We start from the raw sequence: 22,752 nt of genomic DNA on the forward strand, positions 1-22,752 counted from the left end.
GGCCGGTCACTGACCCGTCAGAAACCCTATCAGCGCGCGGGTCGAGCCGTCCTTGCCCCCGGCATCGGCCCCCTCCAGCAGCGGCTGCAGCGCAGTTGCCAGCTCCTTGCCCAGCTCCACCCCCCATTGATCGAAGCTGTTGATCCCCAGGATCACCCCTTCGACGAAGACGCGGTGTTCATACAGCGCCACGATCTGGCCCAAGCGGCGCGGGGTCAGCATGTCATAGGCCAGCGTCACCGAAGGCCGGTTGCCCGGAAAGACCCGGTGGCGCGCCTGGCGTTCAAGCTCGGCCCCCGACAGGCCCTTGGCGGCCATCATGGCGCGCGCCTCGTCTAGGCTGCGGCCCCGCATCAACGCTTCGGACTGGGCCAGGCAATTGGCGATCAGCAGGCGGTGCTGATGGGCCAGTTCCGGCTCATGCCCCCTGGCCGCGATCAGGAACTCGCAGGGCACCACATCCGTGCCCTGATGGATCAGCTGATAAAAGGCGTGCTGCCCATTGGTGCCGGGTTCGCCCCAGACCACCGGACCCGAGGGGCGCGCCAGATCGCGGCCATCCATCGCCACGCGCTTGCCGTTGCTTTCCATCTCGAGCTGCTGAAGATAGGCGGGCAGACGCGACAGGCGCTGATCATAGGGCAGCACCGCGCGGCTGGCATGGCCCAGCACCTGCCGGTGCCAGATCCCCGTCAGGGCCAGCAGCACGGGCAGGTTTTCCGCAAGGTGCGCCTGCCGGAAATGCGCGTCCATCGCCGCCGCACCGGCCAGCATCTCGCGGAAGCGCGCGGGGCCTATGGCCAGCATCAGTGACAGGCCGATCGGCCCCCACATGGAATAGCGCCCGCCGACCCAATCCTCGAACCCGAAGACGCGGTCGGCCGCGATCCCGAAAGCAGCCGCCTTGTCGATGGCCGAAGAGAGCGCCACGAACTGCGCGCCCGGATCGGCGACGCCGGACGCCATCCAGTCGCGCGCGGTGCGGGCATTGGTCATCGTCTCGATCGTCGTGAAGGTTTTTGAGGCCACGATGACAACTGTGCGCGCAGGATCCAGCCCCTTGAGCGTATCGGCCACATGCGCGCCATCGACATTCGAGACGAAATGGCAGCGCGGCCCGTCATGATAGGGCGACAGCGCCAGCACCGCCATCGCGGGGCCAAGGTCGGAGCCGCCGATCCCGATATTGACCACATCGGTGATCGTGCCGCCCTGCCCCTTGATCCGGCCCGACCGCAGCGCATCGGCAAAAGCCTGCATCCGGTCCAGCGTGTGGCGCACGCCGGGCATGACATCCTGACCGTCGACGGTGATCACCGCATCCGCAGGCGCGCGCAGGGCCGTGTGCAGCACCGCGCGCCCTTCGGTCTCGTTGATCCGGTCGCCCGCGAACATCGCCGCACGGCGCGCCGCGACATCCGCAGCCTGTGCCAGATCCAGCAGGGCCGCCCGTATCGCTTCGTCAATGGCGGTCTTGGAATAGTCGAACAGCATCCCGTCGAACCGGGCGGAAAACCGGCCTGCGCGGTCGGGGTCATCAAACAGCGACAGGATCGGCCGCGCATCCGCGGTGTGCTTCAAGGTATCCAGGCGCGACCAGCACGCATCAATCGTCAATGTCATCGTCACTCTGCCCAATGTACCTCGGCCTGGTCCAGGATCGCCGCGACCGGGGCCTCTTCCGGTGGCAGGCGCATGGCGCGGTCCAGCGCCGCGTGTTTCTCGGCCCCGGTGATGACCAGATGCAGGCTCAACGCATCGCGCAGCACCCGCGCGCTCAGGCTGACGCGGGTGCAGTCCAGCCCCGGCGCGCGCATGCTGACCAGGATGGGCGCGCCAGGATCCAGCGCCAGGCGCAGGTTGTCGCCACGCGGGAACAGGCTGGCCACATGCATGTCCGCCCCCATGCCCAGAAGCGCGACCGAGATCGGCAGATGCGGCAGGATCATGGCCTCGACCTCGGACAGCACGTCCTCGGGATCGTCGCCGCCGGCATGGAACGGCAGGAACCTCGCCTCGGCGGCACGCCCGGTCAGGAGCCGCTGCCGCACCAGCCTTGCGTTCGATCGGGGATCATCCTCGGGCACCCAGCGTTCATCGCTGAGCATCACATCGACGCGCGACCAATCCAGATCGGCATCGCAGAGCGCATCAAAGATCGGCCCCGGGGTGGTGCCGCCCGGCACGACCAGCGTGGCGCGGTCCTCATGCATCAGGGTCGCGGTCAGCTTGCCGGCCAGGATATTGGCCAGGTTGATCGCCAGCATCTCGGAATCGGGGTATTCGTTCAGGGTCATGATCGTATCTCCCTCCAGCGGCGGCCGTCGCGGTGCATCAGGGCCAGCGCCTCTTCGGGGCCGGCGCTGCCGGAATTGTAGAGCACCGGTTCGGTGCCTGCCGCCTCCCAATCGGCGATGATCGGATCGGTCCAGGCCCAGGCGGCCTCGACCTCGTCACCGCGCATGAACAGGGTCTGGTTGCCACGGATCACATCCATGATCAGCCGCTCATAGGCGTCCGGCACATCCTCGGCGTCGGGTCCCAGCGCCTCGGTGAAGGTCATGTCCAGTGGCACATCGACAAGGCGCATGCCGCCCGGACCCGGCTCCTTGATGGTCACGTCCAGGTCGATCCCCTCGTTGGGTTGCAGCCGGATCGTCAGGATGTTGCGATGCCGCCCCGCCTCGGCCCCGAAGATGGAATGGGGCGCTTCCTTGAACACCACCGCGATTTCCGAGGTGCGCGCGCGCAGCCGCTTGCCGGTGCGCAGGTAGAAGGGCGTGCCCGCCCATCGCCAGTTGCTGATATGCGCCTTGAGCGCCACGAAGCTTTCGGTGGTCGAGGACGGGTTTTCCACGTGATCGCGGTAACCCGGCTTGTCGCCATCCGCGCGGTACTGGCCGCGCACGATCTGGGCCGGGGCTACCGGATCCAGTGCGCGGATCACCTTGAGCTTTTCATCGCGCACCGCGGACGGGTCGAACTTGGCCGGCGGTTCCATCGCGATCAGGCACAAAAGCTGCATCAGGTGGTTCTGTACCATGTCGCGCATGGCCCCCGCGCGGTCATAGTAATCGCCGCGCCCGCCCACGCCCACGGTTTCGGCCACGGTGATCTGGATGTGATCGACGTACTGGCTGTTCCACAGCGGCTCGAACAGCATGTTGCCGAAGCGGATCGCCATCAGGTTCTGAACGGTTTCCTTGCCCAGGTAATGGTCGATCCGGTAGATCTGGCTTTCGTCGAAATGCTGCGCCAGCGTCCGGTTGAGGGTGCGCGCGGTGTCAAGATCGCGGCCAAACGGCTTTTCCACGACGATCCGCGCCCCTTCGTCCGCCATGCCGTGACGGTGCAGCCGTTCCGCCAGCGGCCCGAAAAGACCCGGCCCGACCGAGAAGTAATAGGCCTTGATCCGGTCGCGCGACATCAGCCCGGCCAGCCGCGCCCACCCCTCATCGCCCATCGCATCCAGCGTGACGTAATGCAGATCGGCCAGAAAGGCCGCGCGCTGTTCGGGCGCATGGGCATGGGCGGTGTCGAATTCATCCAGCGCCTGCGCCACGAATTCACGGTAATCGGCATCGGACATCTCGGCGCGCGCCGCGCCGATGAGGCGGGTGCCGGGCTGCATCTGACCGGCGCAATATCGCCGGAAAAGGGCCGGAAGGATCTTGCGCCGCGCCAGATCGCCGGTGCCGCCAAAGATGACCAGATCGAAAGGATCGACCGGAATGACCCGAGATGCCATCAGAACAGCCCTTGTGTTTCAACAGGTTGCGCGGTGCCCACCGGGGTTGCGCCCTGCGTGTTCCGGGCATGACTTTATCATGCTTGGACACGGGCACAATGGCTGCAAAACCCCATGCATCAAAAAAATGTTAGCGCTAACGCTTCCCGCTCAGGATGCCTCCGCCGACGGCGGCGCGCACACCCGTTGTCGCCGGACAGGACGTCGGCAGCCCGCGCGCGACCCTGACCGCCAGATAGGCGAAGGCCTGCGCCTCGAGCATGTCACCGTCCAGCCCCACCGCCTCGACCGGATCGACGGGGCAATCCAGACCCGCGCGCAGCATCTGCATCATCACCGGATTGTGCCGACCGCCCCCGGTGACCAGAAGCCGCGCGGGCGGGATGGGGCAATGTTCCATCCCGCGCATGACGGCGGCGGCGGCCATCGCGGTCATGGTGGCCGCCGCATCGGCATCATCCAGTTCGCGCACAAGGTCCAGCATGTCGGCAAAGGCGTCGCGATCCAGCGACTTGGGCGGCATCTTCAGGAAATAGGGCTCGTCCAGAAACAGCTCCAGCGCGCCATCCACGACCTTGCCGCGCGCGGCAAGCTGGCCGCCCTTGTCATAGCTCAGGCCAAGACGCGCATGGACCAGATCATTGATCGGCGCATTGGCGGGACCCGTGTCGAAGGCCAGCAACGCGCCTTCATCCTCGGGGCGGGCGTAGGCCGGATCGACCCAGGTCAGGTTGCCGACCCCGCCAAGGTTTAGGAAAGCAAGGGGTTCGCTGGCCCCGAGCCATTTGGCGCAGGCGAAATGGAAGAAGGGCGCCAGCGGCGCGCCCTGCCCGCCCAGACGCACATCGGCGGACCGGAAATCCCAGACCACCGGCAGGCCAAGCCGTTCCGACAGCGCCGCGCCATCGCCAAGCTGATGCGTGCCGCGCCCGCCCGGATCATGGGCGAGGGTCTGGCCGTGAAAGCCCACAAGCTCCACCCCTTCAAAGCCGGACAGAACCGCGTGATGGGCCGCCTCGACCAGGGCCTGCGCCTCCTCCAGCCCGTCATCGCCAGGCCATTTGCCCAAGGCCCCGCGCAGCACGGCCTGTTCCTGCGCGGAATAGGCGCGGTAGGCCACGGGTCCGAAGGCCGCAATCACCTCGCCATCGGTCTCGACCACGGCGGCATCCACACCGTCAAGCGAGGTACCCGACATGGCCCCCAGCGCGCGGATCACCCTTGCTTCTCGCATCCCTTGCCCCCTGCCCAGACCGACCAATTCCACCCTCAATAGCGGTTTGCATATACCGCCCTGGTCATTATACATGCCGCGCAAACCACCGAGGGACAAGAGAGATGACCTACCGCCCGAAATCGGAATTCCTGCGCATCATCACCGCGCGCGGATTTCTGTCCGATTGCACCGACCTGCAGGGGCTGGACGATGCGCTGATCGCGGGGGTGGTTCCGGCCTATATCGGTTATGACGCCACGGCGAAATCGCTGCATGTGGGGCATCTTCTGAACATCATGCTGCTGCGCTGGCTGCAAAAGACCGGGCACAAACCCGTCACGCTGATGGGCGGCGGCACCACCAAGGTGGGCGATCCCAGCTTCCGTTCCGACGAGCGCCCGATGCTGAGCCCGGCGCAGATCGACGAGAACATCGCCGGGATGGGACAGGTCTTCGGCCGCTACCTTGATTACGGCGACAGCGCCACGGGTGCTGTCATGCTGAACAATGCCGAATGGCTGGACAACCTGAACTATCTTGAATTCCTGCGCGACATCGGGCGGCATTTCTCGATCAACCGGATGCTGAGCTTCGACAGCGTGAAATCCCGGCTGAACGATCCCGACAAGTCGCTGTCCTTCCTCGAATTCAACTACATGATCCTGCAGGCCTATGATTTCATGGAGCTGAACCGCCGTTATGGCGTGCGTCTGCAGATGGGCGGATCGGACCAGTGGGGCAATATCGTCAACGGAATCGACCTGACGCGCCGGGTGATCGATGCCCAGGTGTTCGGGCTGACGACGCCGCTGCTGACCACGAGCGACGGGCGCAAGATGGGCAAGTCCGCGGGCGGCGCGATCTGGCTGAACGCCGACATGCTGTCGCCCTACAATTTCTGGCAATTCTGGCGCAACACGACCGATGCCGACACGGGCCGTTTCCTGAAGCTTTACACCGACCTGCCCGTCGAGGAATGCGACCGCCTGGGCGCGCTGCAGGGGTCCGAGATCAACGCGGCCAAGATCATCCTGGCCAATGAGGTGACGACCCTGCTGCACGGGGCCGAAGCGGCAGCGGCGGCGGAAGCCACGGCGCGCGAGGTGTTCGAAAAGGGCGGTGTGGGCGAGGATCTGCCCACGCTGGACCTGACAACGGCCGAGGTGGGCGACGGCATTTCCATCGTGCAGCTGATCGTGCGCAGCGGCCTGGCGGCCTCGGGCAAGGAGGCCAAGCGCCTGATCGCCGAAGGCGGCGCGCGCCTGAACGATGCCGAGGTGACCGATGCGGGCCTGCTGCTGGATGCTGCAAGCCTTGAAGGCACGGTCAAGCTGAGTGCGGGCAAGAAGCGCCACGCCCTGGTGCGTATCGCGGGCTGAGATGTGGCAAGGGGGGCTGTCTGCCCCCCTTCGTCCCTGCGGGACACCCCCCGAGGAAATTTTCGGCAAGAAGAACGCAGGCGCGATCAGCGGCGGGTGGACAGCGCGTCGGTCAGCAGATCGTGCAGCACATCGCGTGGCACATCGCTGGTGATGAAGGCCTGCCCGATTTCGCGGGCCAGGATGAAGTTCAGCTTGCCATCCGAGACTTTCTTGTCTTGTGCCATCAGGGCGATCAGCCCGTCTGCATCAGGCAATTTCCCCGGAATATCAGACAGATCCACCTTCATCTTCATGTCGCGCAGATGGGCGCGCAGGCGGCTTGGATCCTCTTGCGAACAAAGACCAAGGCGCGATGACAGCTCGAACGCGAGGGCGCAGCCGATGGCGACTCCTTCGCCGTGCAGCAGACGGTCCGAGTAGCCGGTCGCAGCCTCGAGCGCGTGGCAGAAGGTATGCCCGAGATTCAGAAGCGCCCGCTCGCCTTCTTCGGTTTCGTCCCGCGCGACGATGGCGGCCTTCATCTGGACCGACCGGGTCACGGCGCTGATCCGTGCATCCATGTCGCCGGCCGCGGCACGTGAGGCATTGACCTCAAGCCATTCAAAGAACTGGTGATCCCCCAGCAGGCCGTATTTGACCACCTCGCCGTAGCCGGCCAGGAAATCGCGTTCGGTCAGGGTGCCCAGAACCGCCGTATCGGCCAGCACGAGGCTGGGCTGATGAAAGGCGCCGACAAGATTCTTGCCATGGGGCGAGTTGATGCCGGTCTTGCCGCCGACGGAACTGTCGACTTGCGCGAGCAGGCTGGTGGGCAGTTGCACGAAACGCACGCCACGCCGCAGGATCGCGGCGGCAAAGCCGGCCAGGTCGCCGATCACCCCGCCGCCGAAGGCCAGCACCACATCCTTGCGTTCGATCTTCTGCTCCAGCAGCCATTCGACGCAGCGGGTCAGATGCGGCCAGCTTTTGGTGCCCTCGCCTGCGGGAAGAACCAGTGCCTCCATCGCGATCCCTTCGGCGGCAAGGCCGCGGCGCAGGCTGTCCAGATGCAGGGCGGCCACGTTTTCATCCGTGATCACGGCCACGCGCGGGCGGCGCAGCAAGGGCGCGATCAGCGCGCCCGACCGGTCCAGCAGATCGGGGCCGACATGGACATCATAGGCGCGATCCCCCAAGGGGACATGGACGATTTCGCTTGTCATGTGGCCTCCAGCACATCGGGACGGGTCAGCAGCGCCGCAAGCACCTGATCGGCCGTCTGTTCGATCGTGTAGCGCGGCTTGACCTTCACCTGCAGGTCGGCCAGCGCATAGACGGGCACGCGCGCCTCGAAGAGCGCGCGCAGCGTGCCCAGGGGATCCGGAGTACGCAGCAGCGGGCGGCTGTCCTTGTGGCGCACGCGTTGCCACAGCAATTGCAGGTCCGCGTCCAGCCAGACCGCGACGCCGCGCCCCGAGATGGCCGTGCGATTGCGCTCGGACATCCAGGCGCCGCCGCCGGTGGACAGGATGCCGTGATTGCCATCCAGCAGGCGTTCGATGACCTGGCTTTCCTTGAGACGGAAGAAGGGTTCGCCATCGCGGGCGAAAATCTCGGGGATGGTGCGGGCGGCCGCCTTCTCGATCTCGGCATCCGAATCGAGAAAGGGGACGTCCAGCCGCGCCGCCAGGGCCTTGCCAACAGCGGTCTTTCCCGCCCCCATCATGCCCACAAGAACCACGGTCTTCTTCAGTTTCCAGCCCATCACATGCCTGTTTCGGCCAAGTTGCGCCGTTTTTTGATGTTTCACGCCTGAATGACGTGATCTTGCGGAAAATGCCAGTTATAACTTGATCCAAAGAGGCCCGGACACAGAGGCTGACAGGCAGGACATCATGAGACGCATTCTGAAATATCTGCTTTATCTCATTGCCCTTGGAGCAATCGGTGTTGTCATTTACGCCTATGTCGGACCGCATCTTGGTGAAGATTTTTCGCGCCCCCAGCAGGAGATCCGGTCCACGGTCACGCTTGATGCCGATTGACCGGGAACCTGACCGGGCAAGGGCACGACCGGCCGCGATCGCGGCGGCGGCGCTGTCTGGCGCCCTGGCCCTGCCCTTTGGCGCGCAGGCGCAGGAAAGCCCCCTGTCGGCGCTGAGCGTGCTGAGCCAGCCGGTCGCGCAACCGCTGTCCGCGATCGACTGGCTTGACCAGGGGCGCGGCCTTGCGGCCCCACCTTTCCCCGAGGGCGCGCTGCGTCTTGCGCTGCCGGACCCTGCCCCGCCGACGGAACCGCCCGTCGTGGACAGTGCGCAGATCCCCGATGTCACCGTCACCCCGCTTGAGGATCCGGGCCTTGATGCGGTGGGCCTGTTGCCCAGTGCGGTATCGGGCCTGCCCCTGTCGTTGTGGCAGGGCAGCCGCACCTCTGACCTGGTGGCGTTGATCAGCGAACCGGGGCGGCTGGGTCTGCCCGCGATCCAGGGGCTGATGTACACGCTGCTTCTGGCAGAGGCCGATGCCCCGCCCGACGCGGGTCAGGACAGCCTGTTGCTGCAGGCGCGGGTCGATGCGCTGATGCGGCTGGGCGCGGTCGAGCCTGCGCAGGCCCTTCTGGAACGCGCAGGTCCCGAGAAACCGGCACTGTTCTCGCGCTGGTTCGATGCGACGATGCTGACCGGGGCCGAGGATACTGCCTGTGCGGCCCTGATGCGGGCGCCGCACCTGTCGCCATCCTATAGCGCGCAGGTATTTTGCAGCGCGCGCCGGGGCGATTGGGACGGGGCCATGCTGACATTGGACACGGCGCGCGCCCTTGATGTTCTGCCCGAGATCGAGGCCGATCTTCTGGCGCGTTTCATGGATCCCGAACTGCTGGAAGACACCGACCTGCCGCGTGCGCCGGTGCGCCCCAGCCCGCTGGTGTTCCGCCTGTACGAGGCCCTGGGCGAACCCTTGATCACGGCACCGCTGCCGCGCGCCTTTGCCGTCGCGGATCTGCGCGACACCGCCGGATGGCGCGCCCAGATCGAGGCAGCCGAACGCCTGGCCAGTTCGGGCGCGCTGGCACCGAACCGTTTGCTGGGCCTTTATTCCGAGCGCAAGCCCGCCGCATCGGGCGGGGTGTGGGACCGCGTGCAGGCTGTCCAGCGCTTTGACGCGGCCATCCGGTCGGGCGACACCGATGCGATCGGCGCCAGCCTGCCCGGGGTCTGGTCCGCGATGGGCGCGGCAGATCTGGGCGTTGCCTTTGCCAGCCTGTACAGCCCCGCGCTGGAACGGGTCGCCCTGGAAGGGGCCGCGGGCGAGCTGTCCTACCGCGTCGCCCTGCTGGGTCCCGATTACGAGGCGGCCGCCATCGCCAAGGGCGCCTTGCACCCCGACATGCGCTTTGCAACGGCACTGGCGCGGGGCCAGGTCGACGCGATGCAGCCGGAAGGCGCGTTGCAGATGACGATCCGCGACGGCTTTGCCGCCTTGACGCCTCCGCCCGCGCAGGTCGAGTTGCTGCACGCGCAACGGCTGGGCGAAGCGATCCTGCAGACCATCCGGATGATCCAGCGCGCCACCCAGGGCGAATTGGTGGACCTTGCAGGCGGGATCGCCACCTTGCGCGCCGTGGGCCTTGAGGATACCGCCCGGCGCGCGGCGCTTCAGCTGATCCTGCTGGGGCCGCGGAGTTGAGCCGATGACCGGACATGACAGCGCAAGCTGGATTTCAGCCTTCCTCGAGGCGCAGGCCGCGGAACTGGGGGCTGCCACGAACACCTTGCTGGCCTATGGGCGCGATCTGAAGGATTTTGCCGACTGGCTGGAAGGGCGGTCCAATTTCGCGACCGCCAGTCGCGATGATGTCGAGGCCTATCTGATCCATTGCGATGCGCAGGGTCTTGCGAAATCCACCCGTGCACGACGGCTTTCGGCCATACGGCAGCTTTACCGTTTCGCCTTCGAGGAAAGCTGGCGCACCGATAATCCCGCGATCCAGATCACGGGTCCGGGGCGCGACCAGCGCCTGCCCAAGGTGCTGAGTGTCGAAGAGGTCGACCGCCTGCTGGACGCTGCCCGCGAGATGGGACAGCGCCGCGATGACCGGGTGCGCAACACCTGCCTGATGGAATTGCTCTATGCGACGGGCATGCGGGTGAGCGAGCTTGTCTCGTTGCCCGTCTCGGCGGCGCGGGGCGATCCGCGCATGCTGCTGATCATGGGCAAGGGCGGCAAGGAACGGATGGTGCCGCTGTCGCCGCCGGCCCGCGCGGCGCTGACGGCCTGGCTGGGCCTGCGCGACGCGACGCAGGACGCGGCCCGCGCCAAGGGCAAGCCGGCATCCCGGTATCTTTTCCCCTCGTCCGGGCGGTTGGGCCATCTGACGCGGCATCGGTTCTACCTGCTGATCAAGGACATGGCTGTGCATGCGGGCATTTCCCCGGCCAAGGTCACCCCGCATACGCTGCGTCACGCCTTTGCCACGCATCTTCTGGCCAATGGGGCCGACCTGCGGGCGATCCAGACCCTGCTGGGCCATGCCGATGTGGCCACGACCGAGATCTACACCCATGTTCTGGATGAACGTCTGAGCGCGCTGGTTCTTGAACATCATCCTTTGGCACGGGATTGACCCGAGGCCGCAGCCCCTTGAAGATTGGTCGCGCGCTCACCATAACCCTGTGAAGCTTTTTGGGATTTTCTGATGGATACCTCGGTACTCGACGCCGCTTTCTGGATCACGGCCTGTGGCATTGGTCTGTTGCTGGTGATGTCGGCCTTCTTTTCGGGCAGCGAAACGGCGCTGACCGCGGCCTCGCGCGGCAAGTTGCGCGCGCAGGCGGACAAGGGATCAAAAGGGGCGGCGCGGGCGCTGCTGATTACCGAGGATAACGAGCGCCTGATCGGGTCGGTCCTGTTGGGCAACAACCTGGTCAACATCCTTGCGACCTCGCTGGCGACGGCCCTGCTGACGCGCCTTTTCGGCGAGGGTGGCGTGGCCGTGGCCACGCTGGTGATGACCTTGCTGGTGCTGATCTTCGCGGAGGTGCTGCCCAAGACCTATGCGATCACCAATGCGGAAACCGCGGCGGCCAAGGTGTCGGCCCCGATCCAGGTGGTCGTGAAACTGTTTGCGCCCGTGGTCAGCGCGGTGCGCCTGCTGGTGCGCGGTGTGCTGCGGCTGTTCGGGGTCAGGACCGACCCCGACAGCCATATCCTTGCCGTGCGCGAGGAAATCGCGGGCGCTCTGTATCTGGGGCAGTCCGAAGGCGTGGTGCAAAAGGAAGACCGGGACCGGATCCTGGGCGCGCTGGACCTTGGCGAGCGCACGGTGGAAGAGATCATGCTGCACCGCAGCCGGATCGAGATGCTGGATGCCGAAAGCGATCCCGAGGATCTGTTGCAGCAATTGCTGGACAGTGCCCATACGCGCCTGCCCGTCTACCAGGGCGAGCCGGACAATATCGTCGGCGTGATCCATGCCAAGGACCTGCTGCGCGCGATGCACAAGATGATGTTCGGGCCCTCGCCCTCGCCCAACGGGCTGAAGGATTTCAAGATCCTCGACGTGGTGCGGCCGCCCTACTTCATCCCCGACACCACAACGCTGGACGACCAGATGCGCCAGTTCCTGCGCCGGCGCACGCATTTTGCGCTGGTGGTCGATGAATACGGAAGCCTTGAGGGGCTGATCACGCTCGAGGACATCCTCGAAGAAATCGTGGGCGAGATCACGGATGAGTTCGACACCGCCGCTGAACACGCCGTGCAAAAGCTGAAGGACGGTCATTTCAGCGTGGATGGCGCGATGACGATCCGCGACCTAAATCGCGCAATGGACTGGAACCTGCCCGATGACGAGGCCAATACCGTGGCCGGCCTTGTGATCTACGAGGCGCAGATGATCCCGGCCGTGGGCCAGGTCTTCAGCTTCCATGGCTTCCGCTTCGAAGTGACGGGCCGCAAGGCGAACCGGATCACCAAGCTCAAGATCCGGCCCTTGTAACGCGCACACGGCGCACCTTTGCATGACCTTGCTGCGGGCGTAACTTTTACGACAGAAAAATGTCGGGTTCCGGCTTGCCCTTTTGCCGCGCCCGGCAAACTCTGTGGCAAACCAGCAGGGGATTTTTCATGAAGACCACTACCAGAGTAGCCGTGATCGGTGGCGGCGTTGTCGGCTGTTCGGTGCTGTATCACTTGACCAAACTGGGCTGGTCCGACGTGATGCTGATCGAACGCTCCGAATTGACATCGGGCAGCACATGGCATGCAGCGGGCGGCTTTCACACGCTGAACGGCGATACGAACATGGCCGCTCTGCAGGGCTATACGATCCGCCTTTACAAGGAGCTTGAGGCGATCACCGGCATGTCCTGCGGTTTGCATCACGTGGGCGGTGTGACACTTGCCGACAACCGCGAACGCTTCGACATGCTGGTCGCGGAGCGGGCCAAGCACCGCTACATGGGCCTTGAGACCGAGATCGTAGGCCCCGAGGAGATCGCGAAGATCGCGCCGATCACCAATCTGGATGGCATCGTGGGCGGTCTTTACGATCCGCTGGACGGGCATCTTGACCCTTCCGGCACGACCCATGCCTATGCGCGCGCGGCCAAGATGGGCGGTGCGACGATCGAGACCCATTGCAAGGTGATCGAAACCAACCAGCGCCCCGACGGCACCTGGGACGTGGTGACCGAAAAGGGCACGATACACGCCGAGCATGTGGTGAACGCGGGCGGACTCTGGGCGCGCGAGGTGGGGGCCATGGCTGGCGTCTATTTCCCGCTGCACCCGATGGAGCATCAGTATATCGTCACCGACGACCTGCCCGAGATCTACGAGCGCGCAACCGAGCATCCGCATGTGATGGACCCCGCCGGCGAAAGCTATCTGCGCCAGGAAGGGCGCGGCCTGTGCATCGGGTTCTACGAGCAGCCCTGCCGCCCCTGGGCGGTGGATGGCACACCGTGGAACTTCGGGCACGAGTTGCTGCCCGACAACCTCGACAAGATCGAGGACAGCATCGCCTTTGCCTATCGCCGCTTCCCCATCCTGGAGCGCGCGGGCGTGAAGACAGTGATCCACGGCCCCTTCACCTTTGCCCCCGATGGCAACCCGCTGGTGGGTCCGGTTCCGGGGATGCGCAACTACTGGTCGGCCTGCGCCGTGATGGCCGGGTTCAGCCAGGGTGGCGGCGTCGGCCTGATGCTGGCGCAATGGATGATCGAGGGCGAGACCGAGCGCGACACCTTCGCCATGGATTGCGCGCGTTTCGGCAACTGGACCACGCCGGGCTATACCCGCCCCAAGGTGATCGAGAACTACCAGAAACGTTTCTCGATCAGCTACCCGAACGAGGAACTGCCCGCCGCGCGCCCGTTCCGCACCACGCCCATGTATGACATCTTCGACGGTATGGGCGCGGTCTGGGGCGCGCAATACGGGCTGGAAGTGGTCAACTACTTCGCGCAAGGCGACGAGCCGCGCTTCGAGACGCCCAGCTTCCGCCGCTCCAACGCATTCGAGGCCACCGCGCGCGAGGTCAAGGCCGTGCGCGAGGGTGTGGGCATCAACGAGGTGCAGAATTTCGGCAAATACCTGGTGACCGGCGCGGGCGCACGCGCCTGGCTGGACCGGATCATGGCAGGCCGCATCCCGCAGCCCGGACGCCTGAGCCTGACGCCGATGCTGTCGCCCAAGGGCCGCCTGATCGGGGATTTCACGGTGTCATGCCTGGCCGAGGACCGGTTCCAGCTGACCGCCAGCTATGGCGCGCAGGCCTATCACACGCGCTGGTTCGAACAGAATGCCGATGCGGGGGTCAGGGTCGAGAATATCAGCGACCGCCTGACCGGTTTCCAGATCGCGGGACCAAAGGCGCGCGATGTTCTGGCCGCCTGCACGCGCAGCGATATCAGCGACATGGCCTTCATGGATGTGCGCAAGATGACCGTGGGCATGGCCGATTGCACCGTGCAGCGCGTCAGCTATACCGGCGACCTGGGCTACGAGATCTATTGCGATCCGATGGCGCAGCGCGCGCTCTGGTCCGTTCTGTGGGAGGAGGGCCAGAAACACGGCATGAAGCCCTTCGGGATGCGCGCGATGATGAGCCTGCGGCTGGACAAGTTCTTTGGCAGCTGGCTGAACGAGTTTTCGCCTGATTACACGGCGGCGGAAACCGGGCTGGACCGCTTCATCTCATTCAAGAAGAACGTCGATTTCATCGGCCGCGCCGCCGCTGAACGCGAGCGCGAGCTGGGCGCGAAGCGCAAGCTTTGCGCCTTCGAAGTCGATGCGCTGGATGCCGATGTCGTCGCCTACGAGCCGATCTGGCTGGATGGCAAGGTGCAGGGGTTCTGCACCTCGGGCGGTTATGCGCATCATGCGGGCAAGTCGATCGCGCTGGGTTTCGTGCCGACGGATCGCGCGACCGCAGGGCTTGAGGTCGAGATCGAGATCATGGGCCAGATGCGGCCCGCGCGCCTGATCACCACGCCGCTTTTCGATGCGGATGGTGCCAGAATGCGGGGCTGATGATGTGACGGGCTGCGCGATCCTGATCCTTGCCGCCGGCGCCTCCTCGCGGATGCGGGGGGGCGACAAGCTGCTGGAAAGTGTCGCAGGCCATCCGCTGCTGCGCGTCATGCTGGAGCGCGCGGTGACGGCCGCGGACGGGCCGGTGCTTTGCACCCTGCCTGCCCCGGATCACCCGCGCGCCGCCTGTCTTGAGGGGCTGGCGGTACAGGCAGTCCTTGTGCCCGACAGCGCCGCGGGCATGAGCGCCTCGATCCGTGCGGGGGTGACGGCGGTGCCGCAGGATTGCAGTGCCGTGATGGTCCTGCCCGCCGACATGCCCGAGGTGACGGCGGATGACATCGCCCTGATGCTGTCGGAACATGCAGCCCAGCCCGGCGTCATATTGCGGGCCATGGACCGCGACGGCGTACCCGGTCACCCTGTGATCTTTCCCGCCGATCTGTTTCCCGCGCTTCGGGCAGTTGACGGCGACCGGGGCGCGCGGGATGTGCTGCAGGTTCATGCCGACAGGATCAGGCGCGTCGCCCTGCCCGACCACCATGCCACCACCGATCTGGACACGCCCGAGGCATGGGCCGACTGGCGCGCCCGCTGTTCATCGCTCAGATGAAAAGCAGCGGCACTTCGTGCTTTTTCAGCGTGATGCGCGCCGCCTGATAAGTCTGACCGGCCTTTCCGACGAATAGTTCCGGGAAGATCGCGAGAAGTTCGGCGCGCTGATCGTCATCCATGCCGGACAGGGTCAGATCGCCGGGCTGGAAGCTTTCGCTCCAGGCGCCGTCACCGCTGATGATCTGGTGGGTGTCGAACATCACATGCACATAGGTCACGGCGTCGGGCCGGATCTGTTCGACACCGTCAAGGCAGTCAAGGTGATGGGCCGCGACGAAAACCTCATCCTCGCCGAACCACAGCTTCGCCCGCCCGCCCCCGATCAGCATCCGGTGCTGCGGCGAGACGGTCAGATCACGCTCTGGCGCGTTGAAACCCAGCGCCCCCGCCCGGATCACAACCGGGTTCAGCGCAGGGTTCGCCCGCAACTGCGCCGCATCCAGGCGCCGTGTGCCGATCCATCGGATCGGTTGATAGCCATGATTGCGTGTCAGCACCATGTCGCCAAGGCGCAACTGCGCCGCAGGCACCTCGCCACGCCGGGTCTTGATCAACGTGGCCTCGGTGAAACAGGGGACATAGGTGATATTCTCGATGTTCTGGAAGGTAAGGACCGATCCGTCCAGCCATGTGACCGTCCCGTTCTCGGGGTTGGCGCCGTCGTAGACGATATTGGCCGGGCCGGTGATGTGCAGCGTGTCCCCGGCAGTCTCATCGGTTTCACCGCCATCGATGAAAAGCGTGCCACCGTTCAGCGTATCGGGTGTGACAATGAAGGTGTCATCGCCCCCGCCACCCGAGGCCGCATCACCATCGCCGACCCGGATCGTGTCATCGCCCGCCCCGCCATCCAGCGTATCCGCGCCCGTGCCGCCGTCCAACTGGTCGGCCCCGTCGCCACCCGCAAGCTGGTCATCGCCCTGCCCGCCAAACAGCAAGTCATTGCCCGCGTCCCCGTGCAGCGTGTCATCGTCGACATCGCCAAAAAGCTGATCGTCGCCATCGCCGCCGTAGAGTTCATCGTCGTCATCGCCGCCATAGATGACATCGTTGCCTGTGCCGCCGTAGACGGTATCAAGGCTGTTGTCGGGCCGCAGATCGCTGCCATCGGCATCGGTCAGCTCGAAATATTCGGAATGGCCCGCGAAAGCGTCGCCATACAGCAGATCGTCATCGTCACCGCCATGGATCAGGTCGCGACCTTCGCCACCGATGATCGTGTCGGCGCCCTGATCGCCCTGAACCGTGTCATCGTCAAACCCGGCGTCAAGGCTGTCGGCCCCGTCGCCACCATGGATCAGGTCATTGTCATCCCCTGCAAGGACCGTGTCATCGCCTGCACCGCCATAGATCGAATCGCGGTCGTTATTGGGATCGCTGTCAGGCGGGAATACCCCCGGATAGCCGCGATCGGGCGATCCCAGGCCAAAGGTCATGCGGGTGTTGATAAAGTCATTCCCGGCACCGCCATAGGCAAGGTCGGATCCCGCGCCGCCGGCAATGGTGTCATCGCCCGCCCCGCCGTCCAGCGTATCCGCGCCCGCGCCGCCATCCAACTGGTCGGCCCCATCGCCTGCAAAGATCGTGTCGTTGCCATCCCCGCCGAACAAGGTGTCATTGCCACCTGCCGAACTGATGGAGTCGTTGCCTGCGCCACCTTCGACGCTGTCGGCACCGTCGTCACTCCCGGCCGCCAAGATATCATTGCCAGCGCCGCCGATCAGCGTGTCGTCGCCATCCCCGCCGTCCAGATAGTCATCGCCCTCGCCGCCATCCAGAACGTCAGTGCCGAACCAGCCTTCCATGCTGTCGTTACCGGCACCGCCGAACAGCACATCATCGCCTTCGGCACCATAGACAGAGTCCGCACCGGCGCCGCCCGAGACGGTGTCATTGTCGGTGCCGCCGCTCAGCCAGTCGTTGCCAAGCCCGCCCTCGATGGAGTCGGCACCGGCTTCGCCGTAGACGACATCGTTCCCGTCGTCCCCGTTGACGGTGTCATTGCCGGATCCCGCAAAGACCAGATCACCATCCGCGCCGCCAAAGACGCTGTCATCATCCGCACCGGCATAGATCGTGTCATTGCCCGCGCCACCGAACAGGGTGTCGTTGCCACCGTCGCCGATGATCTCGTCATTGCCGGCATTGCCCGAGATCTGATCGTTGCCAGCGTTGGCGTCATCGCCATCCAGCACATCGTCGCCCTGACCGCCGAACAGCGTGTCGTTTCCGTCCTGACCGAAGATCGTGTCGGACCCCGGCGCGCCGAACAGGCTGTCATCACCTGCGCCGCCATAGATCTGATCATTGCCATCATCGCCGGTGACAGTATCGGCACCCGCACCCGCAAAGACCGTGTCGTCACCGTCGCCCGCGCGGATCGAGTCGTCGTTCGATCCGTCGGCAGCGTCGCCTGCATCCACCATGTCGCCTTGCGGATCGCCGGTATAGCCCACATCGATCAGATCGCTGCCAGCGGTTCCGCTGACCAGGTAATCGGGCTGCGGAATGCCAAGGGCCTCGAGCCAGGCCGGATTGCCGGCGGTCGCCGGGCTGATCCCCTCAAGGGTCAGGGATTCACCGTTCGGGAAGGACAGAACCGCATTGCCGGCCCCGTCATCGGACACGGTCACGTCATCCGTACTGACCCGTCCGCCGTTCGCATCGGTCAGCCCGGACACATCCAGCCGATCGACCCCCGTGAACGTGCCATCGCCATTGTCAACGGGGGCATCCAGCCCCGTGATCGTATCCTGGCCGTCACCGTCTGAAAAAACGATGACATCGGCCATGCCGTCCTGTCCCGGATCGATCCGGTCATTCCCGGTCCCGCCGGTCAGCGTATCGGCCCCCGCGCCGCCGATCAGGCTGTCGTTGCCCGTATCGCCGCGCAGCAGATCATTGCCGTCCTCGCCCACCAACGTGTCGTCGCCGTCGCCGCCGTCCAGCGTATCATCGCCCGCACCGCCGAAGATCGCATCGCTGGTGGGATGCCCACCGCCCCAATCATTGCCGTCATGGGCGATGATCAGGCTGGGCGTGCCATCGTCCGGGCCCTGCAAGGTGGTGTTCGATCCGTCGTCACCCAGAACCAGGTGATAGGTGACGCCGTTGAAGATCGCATATTCGAACCCGCTGAGCGTGTCCTGACCATCGCGATCGGCAACAAGGTCGGTGACGATCAGCTCTCCCGCCGGGCCGTAATCGAAGCTGTAGTCGGTGACATCGCCCGCAAAGACCGCCGTGTCGTTGCCAGCGCCACCCTCGATCCGATCGTTATCCAATCCGGCCCAGACCAGGTCATCATCGTCGCCACCAAAGAGGCTGTCCGCCCCGGCATTGCCCCGCAGCGTGTCGTTGCCCGCCCCGCCGAACAGAAGATCATCACCCTGTTCACCATGGAGATGGTCATTGCCAGCCTCGCCCATGAGCGTGTCCTGGCTGTCACCGCCATGCAGCGTGTCGTTGCCGTCTCCACCCACGATCTGGTCCGCACCATCCTCGCCATAGAGGACATCGTCACCAAGACCGCCTTCGAGCGTGTCATCGTCGCTGCCCGCCTGGATCGTGTCGTTGCCCGCCCCGCCATAAAGGACGTCTTCGCCCGAACGACCGACAAGCCTGTCGTCACCGCCGCCGCCGATCAGCGTGTCATCGCCTGCGCCGCCATCCAGCACATCGGCGCCCGCCGCCACATCGACAGAGGAAAAGCCCAGAAGCTGCACGTTGTCGATTGCAACGCCCGTCATGTCGATCGGACCAAGCGACTGGAATGTCAGGATATCGGACCCGTCACCCGATCCGCCGACAACCTCGTAGCGATAGGTCTGGTGCCCGGCGCTGACCGGTGCGACCGTGTCGATCAGCTGCCCGTTCCAGAAGACGTTCACCGCGTTGTTGCCGATGGCGTCGATGGCATCGAAGCGCAGCGTATAGGTCTGGCCCGCAATGACACCCTGCACGGCCTGGCTGACCGTATCGATCGCGGCCACGCCCTCCATGTCCAGCCAGTTCGACCCGTCACTGGCCGCACCGGCGCCGGTGTGATGCACGTCGATCACGCCGCCGGTCCCGGTATACCAGCCGCCGGGTGCCGTGGCGTCATCGCCCCGATACCCCCAGGAAGTGACGGTCATTCCGGTCGTATTCTCGAACGAGCCGTTCTGGATCAGGTTGGTATACTCGCCATCACCGATCAGAAGATCGCCGCCCGCACCGCCTGACATCGTATCGCTGCCGGCACCGCCGGCGGCCACAACCGGCGCGGCTGCGACCGATGCATCCAGGGTATCGCCCTGGTTGCCCAGGCTGATCGCCTCGACCTGCGTGAAGTCCGCCGTGTCACCACCGGCGCTGATCGTGCCGGCCTCACTTCCGGTGAAGGTGACCGTGGTGGCCGTGTCCAGCTCGGAAGCATCGATGACATCGGCATCGCGACCATCCTCGCCCCCCGCGATCGTATCGGCACCAAAGCCGTCGTCCAGAAAGAACCGGTCGGCATCCGCACCACCGGACAGACTGTCATTGCCGGCACCGCCGATCAGGACATCGTCACCCTCGCCCCCCCAGAGCGAGTCATTGCCGTCATCCCCATAAAGGCTGTCATGGCCAGCCTGTCCCTGAAGGTAGTCGTCCCCCGTGCCGCCATAGACCAGGTCATCGTCCGTCCCCATCCAGAGCGTGTCATTGCCCGCGCCGCCGAAGAACGTGTCATTGCCCTGACCATCCGGGCCGGCGATTTCATCGTCATAGATGTCGTTGCCGGCGCTGCCTTCGATCAGGTCATTGCCATCGCGGGTCTGGATATAGGTATAACCATTGTCGAGGGCCGCATCGACCAGATCGGCCTGCTGGGTCAGGATCAGCTCTTCGACATTCGAGAAGGTGATCGTCTCGCCGGTCACCGTGTCGGTGATCGTGCCTGCGCCGGGGCCTGAAAAGACCACCGAAACCGGGTTGGCCAGACCGGTCAGATCGAGGGTATCGTAACCTTGACCGCCGATAACCGTATCGGCCCCGAAGCCGTCGGAAAAGACGAAGCGATCCGATCCGGCGCCACCGGACAGGATGTCATTGCCGGCGCCACCTTCCAGGGTATCGTCACCGTGATCGCCCTGCAACGTGTCATTGCCGACGCCACCATAAAGTTGGTCATCACCCTGCGCATAGGTGACGATGCTGCCGTTGGCAGGGTTTCCGAGGTATTGAAGCGGCTGATTGGTCGCAGCATCGTAAAGGACCCAATTGTGGTCGACGAAGGTGCCGAAAGAACCGCTACCACCGGCCGAGATGAAACCGTAGTTCACCAATGTACCGGACTGATTGATCCAGTAGACCCGCACCGCGGTGTCACTGGTGTTCTGCACGGTGAAGACCGTCGACGCGCCGCCCGGTCCGGACGCATGCGCCAGCGGATCAAAATCGATCACATCGCCCCGGATCAGATCATCGCCCGCGCCTCCGAAAAGGATATCGCTGCTGGCGCCGCCCGAAATGATGTCTGCGTCCGCATCGCCGGCAATGACATCTGCACCGGAGCCGCCAGTGATCGTGTCGTTGCCCGCGCCACCTGAAAGCTGAACGCCCCCGGCATCTGCGCCGGCATTGATGCTGTCGGCACCGCCGGATCCCCGGACCGCTTCGATGCTGGTGAAGGTTCCGCTGTCCGTATCGGTCAGATCGTCGTATGTGCCGGATCCCGTACCGTCGAAGGTGACTGAAAACCGGTCATTGGACACGGCCGCCGACAACGTGTCCGTACCCGTCCCGCCATCGATCGTGCTGGTGCCTAACCCGACCTCGAACAGATCATCGCCGTCCCCACCCGACAGGTTGTTGTCGCCATTCCCCTCCGTGATGGTGTCGTTGCCGTCCCCGCCGTCGAGGGTGACCGCCGACATCCCGAAGGCCGTGAATTTGTCGGCCTGATCCGTGAGGACAAAACTTTCGATGCCCGAGAAATCGACGCTGTCGGCCCCCTGCACGACACTGCCGGTTTCATCGGAAACGTTGACGATGACGCCTCCGGTGGTGATCCCGGAGGCGTCGATCGTGTCGATGTCCAGACCGCCACCATCCTCGCCGCCGATGATCGTGTCGTCGCCAAAGGCGTCAGTCAGGTTGATCCTGTCAGACCCCAGACCGGCGTCGATGACATCATCCCCGGTTCCGCCATCGATGACGTCATCGCCGGTGCCACCGTAGATCGTGTCGTTGCCAGTTTCACCGTAGAGTTGATCGTCGCCATCCCCGCCCGTGATCGAGTCGCCGTCCGCGCCCGCGTGAATCCTGTCGTTGCCGGCGCCACCATCCAGCGTATCCGCACCGCCATTGCCGTAAACCGTGTCCGCGCCGTCGTTACCCGCAAGGGAATCCGCGCCACTGTTGCCATCCAGCACGTCGTCACCCGAAGTGCCGGTGACGGTATCGTCCCCCTGAGCGCCTGAGATGGTCGTGAAGTAGTCCAGTTGCGTGGTGCCACCAAGGTTGACATCAACCCCGGACACGCCCGCCTCGCCCACGGTGAAGGTTGTTGCCCCGTCAGAAAGGGTGATGATCCCGTTGCCCTGATCGACGATGACCGAAAAACCGATACCCAGTCCCGAGAAATCAAGCGTGTGCCCACCGCCGGATTCGACGATGCCGGCCCAAAATGATGCCGAGTTCCAGTTGGTGGAATTGACCACATAGGTTGCCATGGTCAGCCCCCCGCCTTGGAAACAAGGAGGCCACCGATATGGGTCAGGATCGATCGGTCACGTGACGGCGCATGGCAGGGCGCAGGGGTCACATTATGATGGACGGCCCCCGGACGGGACCTTTCCACGAAAAGCAGCATACTCGTTACTCCACTCCGGCCGCTATCCACCCTTTGCATCACTCGCCGGATGAAAAGCATGTCCCGGACATACTCAGTCACGGCAGAAGCTAAGAGGAGATGAAGGCGCGAATTTGGTTCAATTCGGGCAAAACCAGCGCCGGGCCGGAGGGAATGCAGCGGCATTGTGTCAACCGGGCAGAACCGGTCACCGCCGGATCAGGTGAATGCATTCTTATGTGTTCATTTTCAATGTGTTATCCCCATTGCGCAGATGCGGGCAAGGGGATGCACACGCCTCATGCGTGGCGGCACAGGCCGTATGAAATCCTCACATTTTTTGACAAGAACGAGACGTTTTCCGGTCTGGCCTTTTCCGATCCGGTCGGCGCAAAGGGCCGGGGTGCCCAAATCAAAAGGCCCGCAAGACGGTTGTCCTGCGGGCCCTTCGTGTTTTTCG

The 22,752-nt window shown here is 64.8% G+C and carries 14 protein-coding genes; 7 read left to right on the top strand and 7 right to left on the bottom strand.

Annotated elements, in window-relative coordinates:
- Positions 1 to 6 precede the first annotated feature (6 nt).
- The 4 genes from pgi to ACMUJL_RS02230 form a co-directional block, all read right to left on the bottom strand.
- Positions 7 to 1,623: a glucose-6-phosphate isomerase gene (gene pgi / locus ACMUJL_RS02215; RefSeq protein ID WP_375570761.1), complete on the bottom strand. Its 1,617-nt coding sequence runs from the start codon at positions 1,621 to 1,623 to the stop codon at positions 7 to 9.
- A 2-nt stretch (positions 1,624 to 1,625) separates the two neighbouring features.
- Complete coding sequence (gene pgl / locus ACMUJL_RS02220) at positions 1,626 to 2,297, bottom strand: 6-phosphogluconolactonase (RefSeq protein WP_416914100.1); 672 nt, start codon at positions 2,295 to 2,297, stop codon at positions 1,626 to 1,628.
- On the bottom strand, positions 2,294 to 3,748 hold the full coding sequence (zwf, locus tag ACMUJL_RS02225; RefSeq protein WP_416914101.1) for a glucose-6-phosphate dehydrogenase: 1,455 nt from the start codon (positions 3,746 to 3,748) through the stop codon (positions 2,294 to 2,296). Before zwf ends, pgl begins: the two co-directional genes overlap by 4 nt.
- A gap of 136 nt (positions 3,749 to 3,884) precedes the next feature.
- Positions 3,885 to 4,982: an anhydro-N-acetylmuramic acid kinase gene (locus ACMUJL_RS02230; RefSeq protein ID WP_375570757.1), complete on the bottom strand. Its 1,098-nt coding sequence runs from the start codon at positions 4,980 to 4,982 to the stop codon at positions 3,885 to 3,887.
- Positions 4,983 to 5,086: 104 nt separating this feature from the next.
- Between ACMUJL_RS02230 and tyrS the strand changes: the two genes are divergently transcribed.
- A complete protein-coding gene (gene tyrS, locus ACMUJL_RS02235) occupies positions 5,087 to 6,343 on the top strand; it encodes a tyrosine--tRNA ligase (protein ID WP_375570755.1) in 1,257 nt (418 codons plus the stop codon).
- 86 nt (positions 6,344 to 6,429) lie between these two features.
- Here the strand turns inward: tyrS and aroB are convergent, their stop codons facing one another.
- Positions 6,430 to 7,548, bottom strand: a complete 1,119-nt coding sequence (gene aroB, locus ACMUJL_RS02240) for a 3-dehydroquinate synthase (RefSeq protein WP_375570753.1) — start codon at positions 7,546 to 7,548, stop codon at positions 6,430 to 6,432.
- A complete protein-coding gene (locus ACMUJL_RS02245) occupies positions 7,545 to 8,135 on the bottom strand; it encodes a shikimate kinase (RefSeq protein ID WP_375570751.1) in 591 nt (196 codons plus the stop codon). Before ACMUJL_RS02245 ends, aroB begins: the two co-directional genes overlap by 4 nt.
- Positions 8,136 to 8,220: 85 nt before the next feature.
- Here ACMUJL_RS02245 and ACMUJL_RS02250 point away from each other — a divergent pair, with 85 nt between their 5' ends.
- From ACMUJL_RS02250 to ACMUJL_RS02275, 6 genes are all read left to right on the top strand, one after another.
- Positions 8,221 to 8,370 (top strand): hypothetical protein, encoded by a 150-nt coding sequence (locus tag ACMUJL_RS02250; RefSeq protein ID WP_162841197.1) that lies wholly within the window; start codon positions 8,221 to 8,223, stop codon positions 8,368 to 8,370.
- The gene (locus ACMUJL_RS02255; RefSeq protein ID WP_375570749.1) at positions 8,360 to 10,012 is read left to right on the top strand and encodes a hypothetical protein; all 1,653 of its coding nucleotides are present in this window, start codon (positions 8,360 to 8,362) and stop codon (positions 10,010 to 10,012) included. The genes ACMUJL_RS02250 and ACMUJL_RS02255 overlap by 11 nt, the downstream gene beginning before the upstream one ends.
- Positions 10,013 to 10,016: 4 nt before the next feature.
- Complete coding sequence (locus ACMUJL_RS02260; protein ID WP_375570747.1) at positions 10,017 to 10,949, top strand: site-specific tyrosine recombinase XerD; 933 nt, start codon at positions 10,017 to 10,019, stop codon at positions 10,947 to 10,949.
- A 72-nt stretch (positions 10,950 to 11,021) separates the two neighbouring features.
- Positions 11,022 to 12,323, top strand: coding sequence for an HlyC/CorC family transporter (locus tag ACMUJL_RS02265; protein ID WP_375570745.1), 1,302 nt, complete (start codon positions 11,022 to 11,024; stop codon positions 12,321 to 12,323).
- Positions 12,324 to 12,451: 128 nt separating this feature from the next.
- Positions 12,452 to 14,860 carry a GcvT family protein gene (locus ACMUJL_RS02270; protein WP_375570743.1) on the top strand — a complete coding sequence of 803 codons (2,409 nt, stop codon included), beginning with the start codon at positions 12,452 to 12,454 and terminating at the stop codon, positions 14,858 to 14,860.
- Positions 14,832 to 15,473, top strand: coding sequence for a nucleotidyltransferase family protein (locus ACMUJL_RS02275; RefSeq protein ID WP_375570741.1), 642 nt, complete (start codon positions 14,832 to 14,834; stop codon positions 15,471 to 15,473). Before ACMUJL_RS02270 ends, ACMUJL_RS02275 begins: the two co-directional genes overlap by 29 nt.
- Here ACMUJL_RS02275 and ACMUJL_RS02280 read toward each other — a convergent pair.
- Complete coding sequence (locus ACMUJL_RS02280) at positions 15,466 to 22,173, bottom strand: Hint domain-containing protein (protein ID WP_416914102.1); 6,708 nt, start codon at positions 22,171 to 22,173, stop codon at positions 15,466 to 15,468. The two genes, ACMUJL_RS02275 and ACMUJL_RS02280, sit on opposite strands and share 8 nt — an antisense overlap.
- Between the last annotated feature and the right edge of the window lie 579 nt (positions 22,174 to 22,752).

It is taken from the genome of Seohaeicola sp., assembly GCF_048006315.1.
GTDB lineage: Bacteria > Pseudomonadota > Alphaproteobacteria > Rhodobacterales > Rhodobacteraceae > Seohaeicola.

Bases quoted from the DNA above. Each gene is read 5' to 3' on its own strand.
- ACMUJL_RS02230 (WP_375570757.1), bottom strand. From the start codon at position 4,982: ATGCGAGAAGCAAGGGTGATCCGCGCGCTGGGGGCCATGTCGGGTACC.
- ACMUJL_RS02250 (WP_162841197.1), top strand. From the start codon at position 8,221: ATGAGACGCATTCTGAAATATCTGCTTTATCTCATTGCCCTTGGAGCA.
- pgl (WP_416914100.1), bottom strand. From the start codon at position 2,297: ATGACCCTGAACGAATACCCCGATTCCGAGATGCTGGCGATCAACCTG.
- ACMUJL_RS02255 (WP_375570749.1), top strand. From the start codon at position 8,360: ATGCCGATTGACCGGGAACCTGACCGGGCAAGGGCACGACCGGCCGCG.
- aroB (WP_375570753.1), bottom strand. From the start codon at position 7,548: ATGACAAGCGAAATCGTCCATGTCCCCTTGGGGGATCGCGCCTATGAT.
- ACMUJL_RS02270 (WP_375570743.1), top strand. From the start codon at position 12,452: ATGAAGACCACTACCAGAGTAGCCGTGATCGGTGGCGGCGTTGTCGGC.
- ACMUJL_RS02275 (WP_375570741.1), top strand. From the start codon at position 14,832: ATGCGGATGGTGCCAGAATGCGGGGCTGATGATGTGACGGGCTGCGCG.
- ACMUJL_RS02280 (WP_416914102.1), bottom strand. From the start codon at position 22,173: ATGGCAACCTATGTGGTCAATTCCACCAACTGGAACTCGGCATCATTT.
- pgi (WP_375570761.1), bottom strand. From the start codon at position 1,623: ATGACATTGACGATTGATGCGTGCTGGTCGCGCCTGGATACCTTGAAG.
- zwf (WP_416914101.1), bottom strand. From the start codon at position 3,748: ATGGCATCTCGGGTCATTCCGGTCGATCCTTTCGATCTGGTCATCTTT.
- ACMUJL_RS02265 (WP_375570745.1), top strand. From the start codon at position 11,022: ATGGATACCTCGGTACTCGACGCCGCTTTCTGGATCACGGCCTGTGGC.
- tyrS (WP_375570755.1), top strand. From the start codon at position 5,087: ATGACCTACCGCCCGAAATCGGAATTCCTGCGCATCATCACCGCGCGC.
- ACMUJL_RS02260 (WP_375570747.1), top strand. From the start codon at position 10,017: ATGACCGGACATGACAGCGCAAGCTGGATTTCAGCCTTCCTCGAGGCG.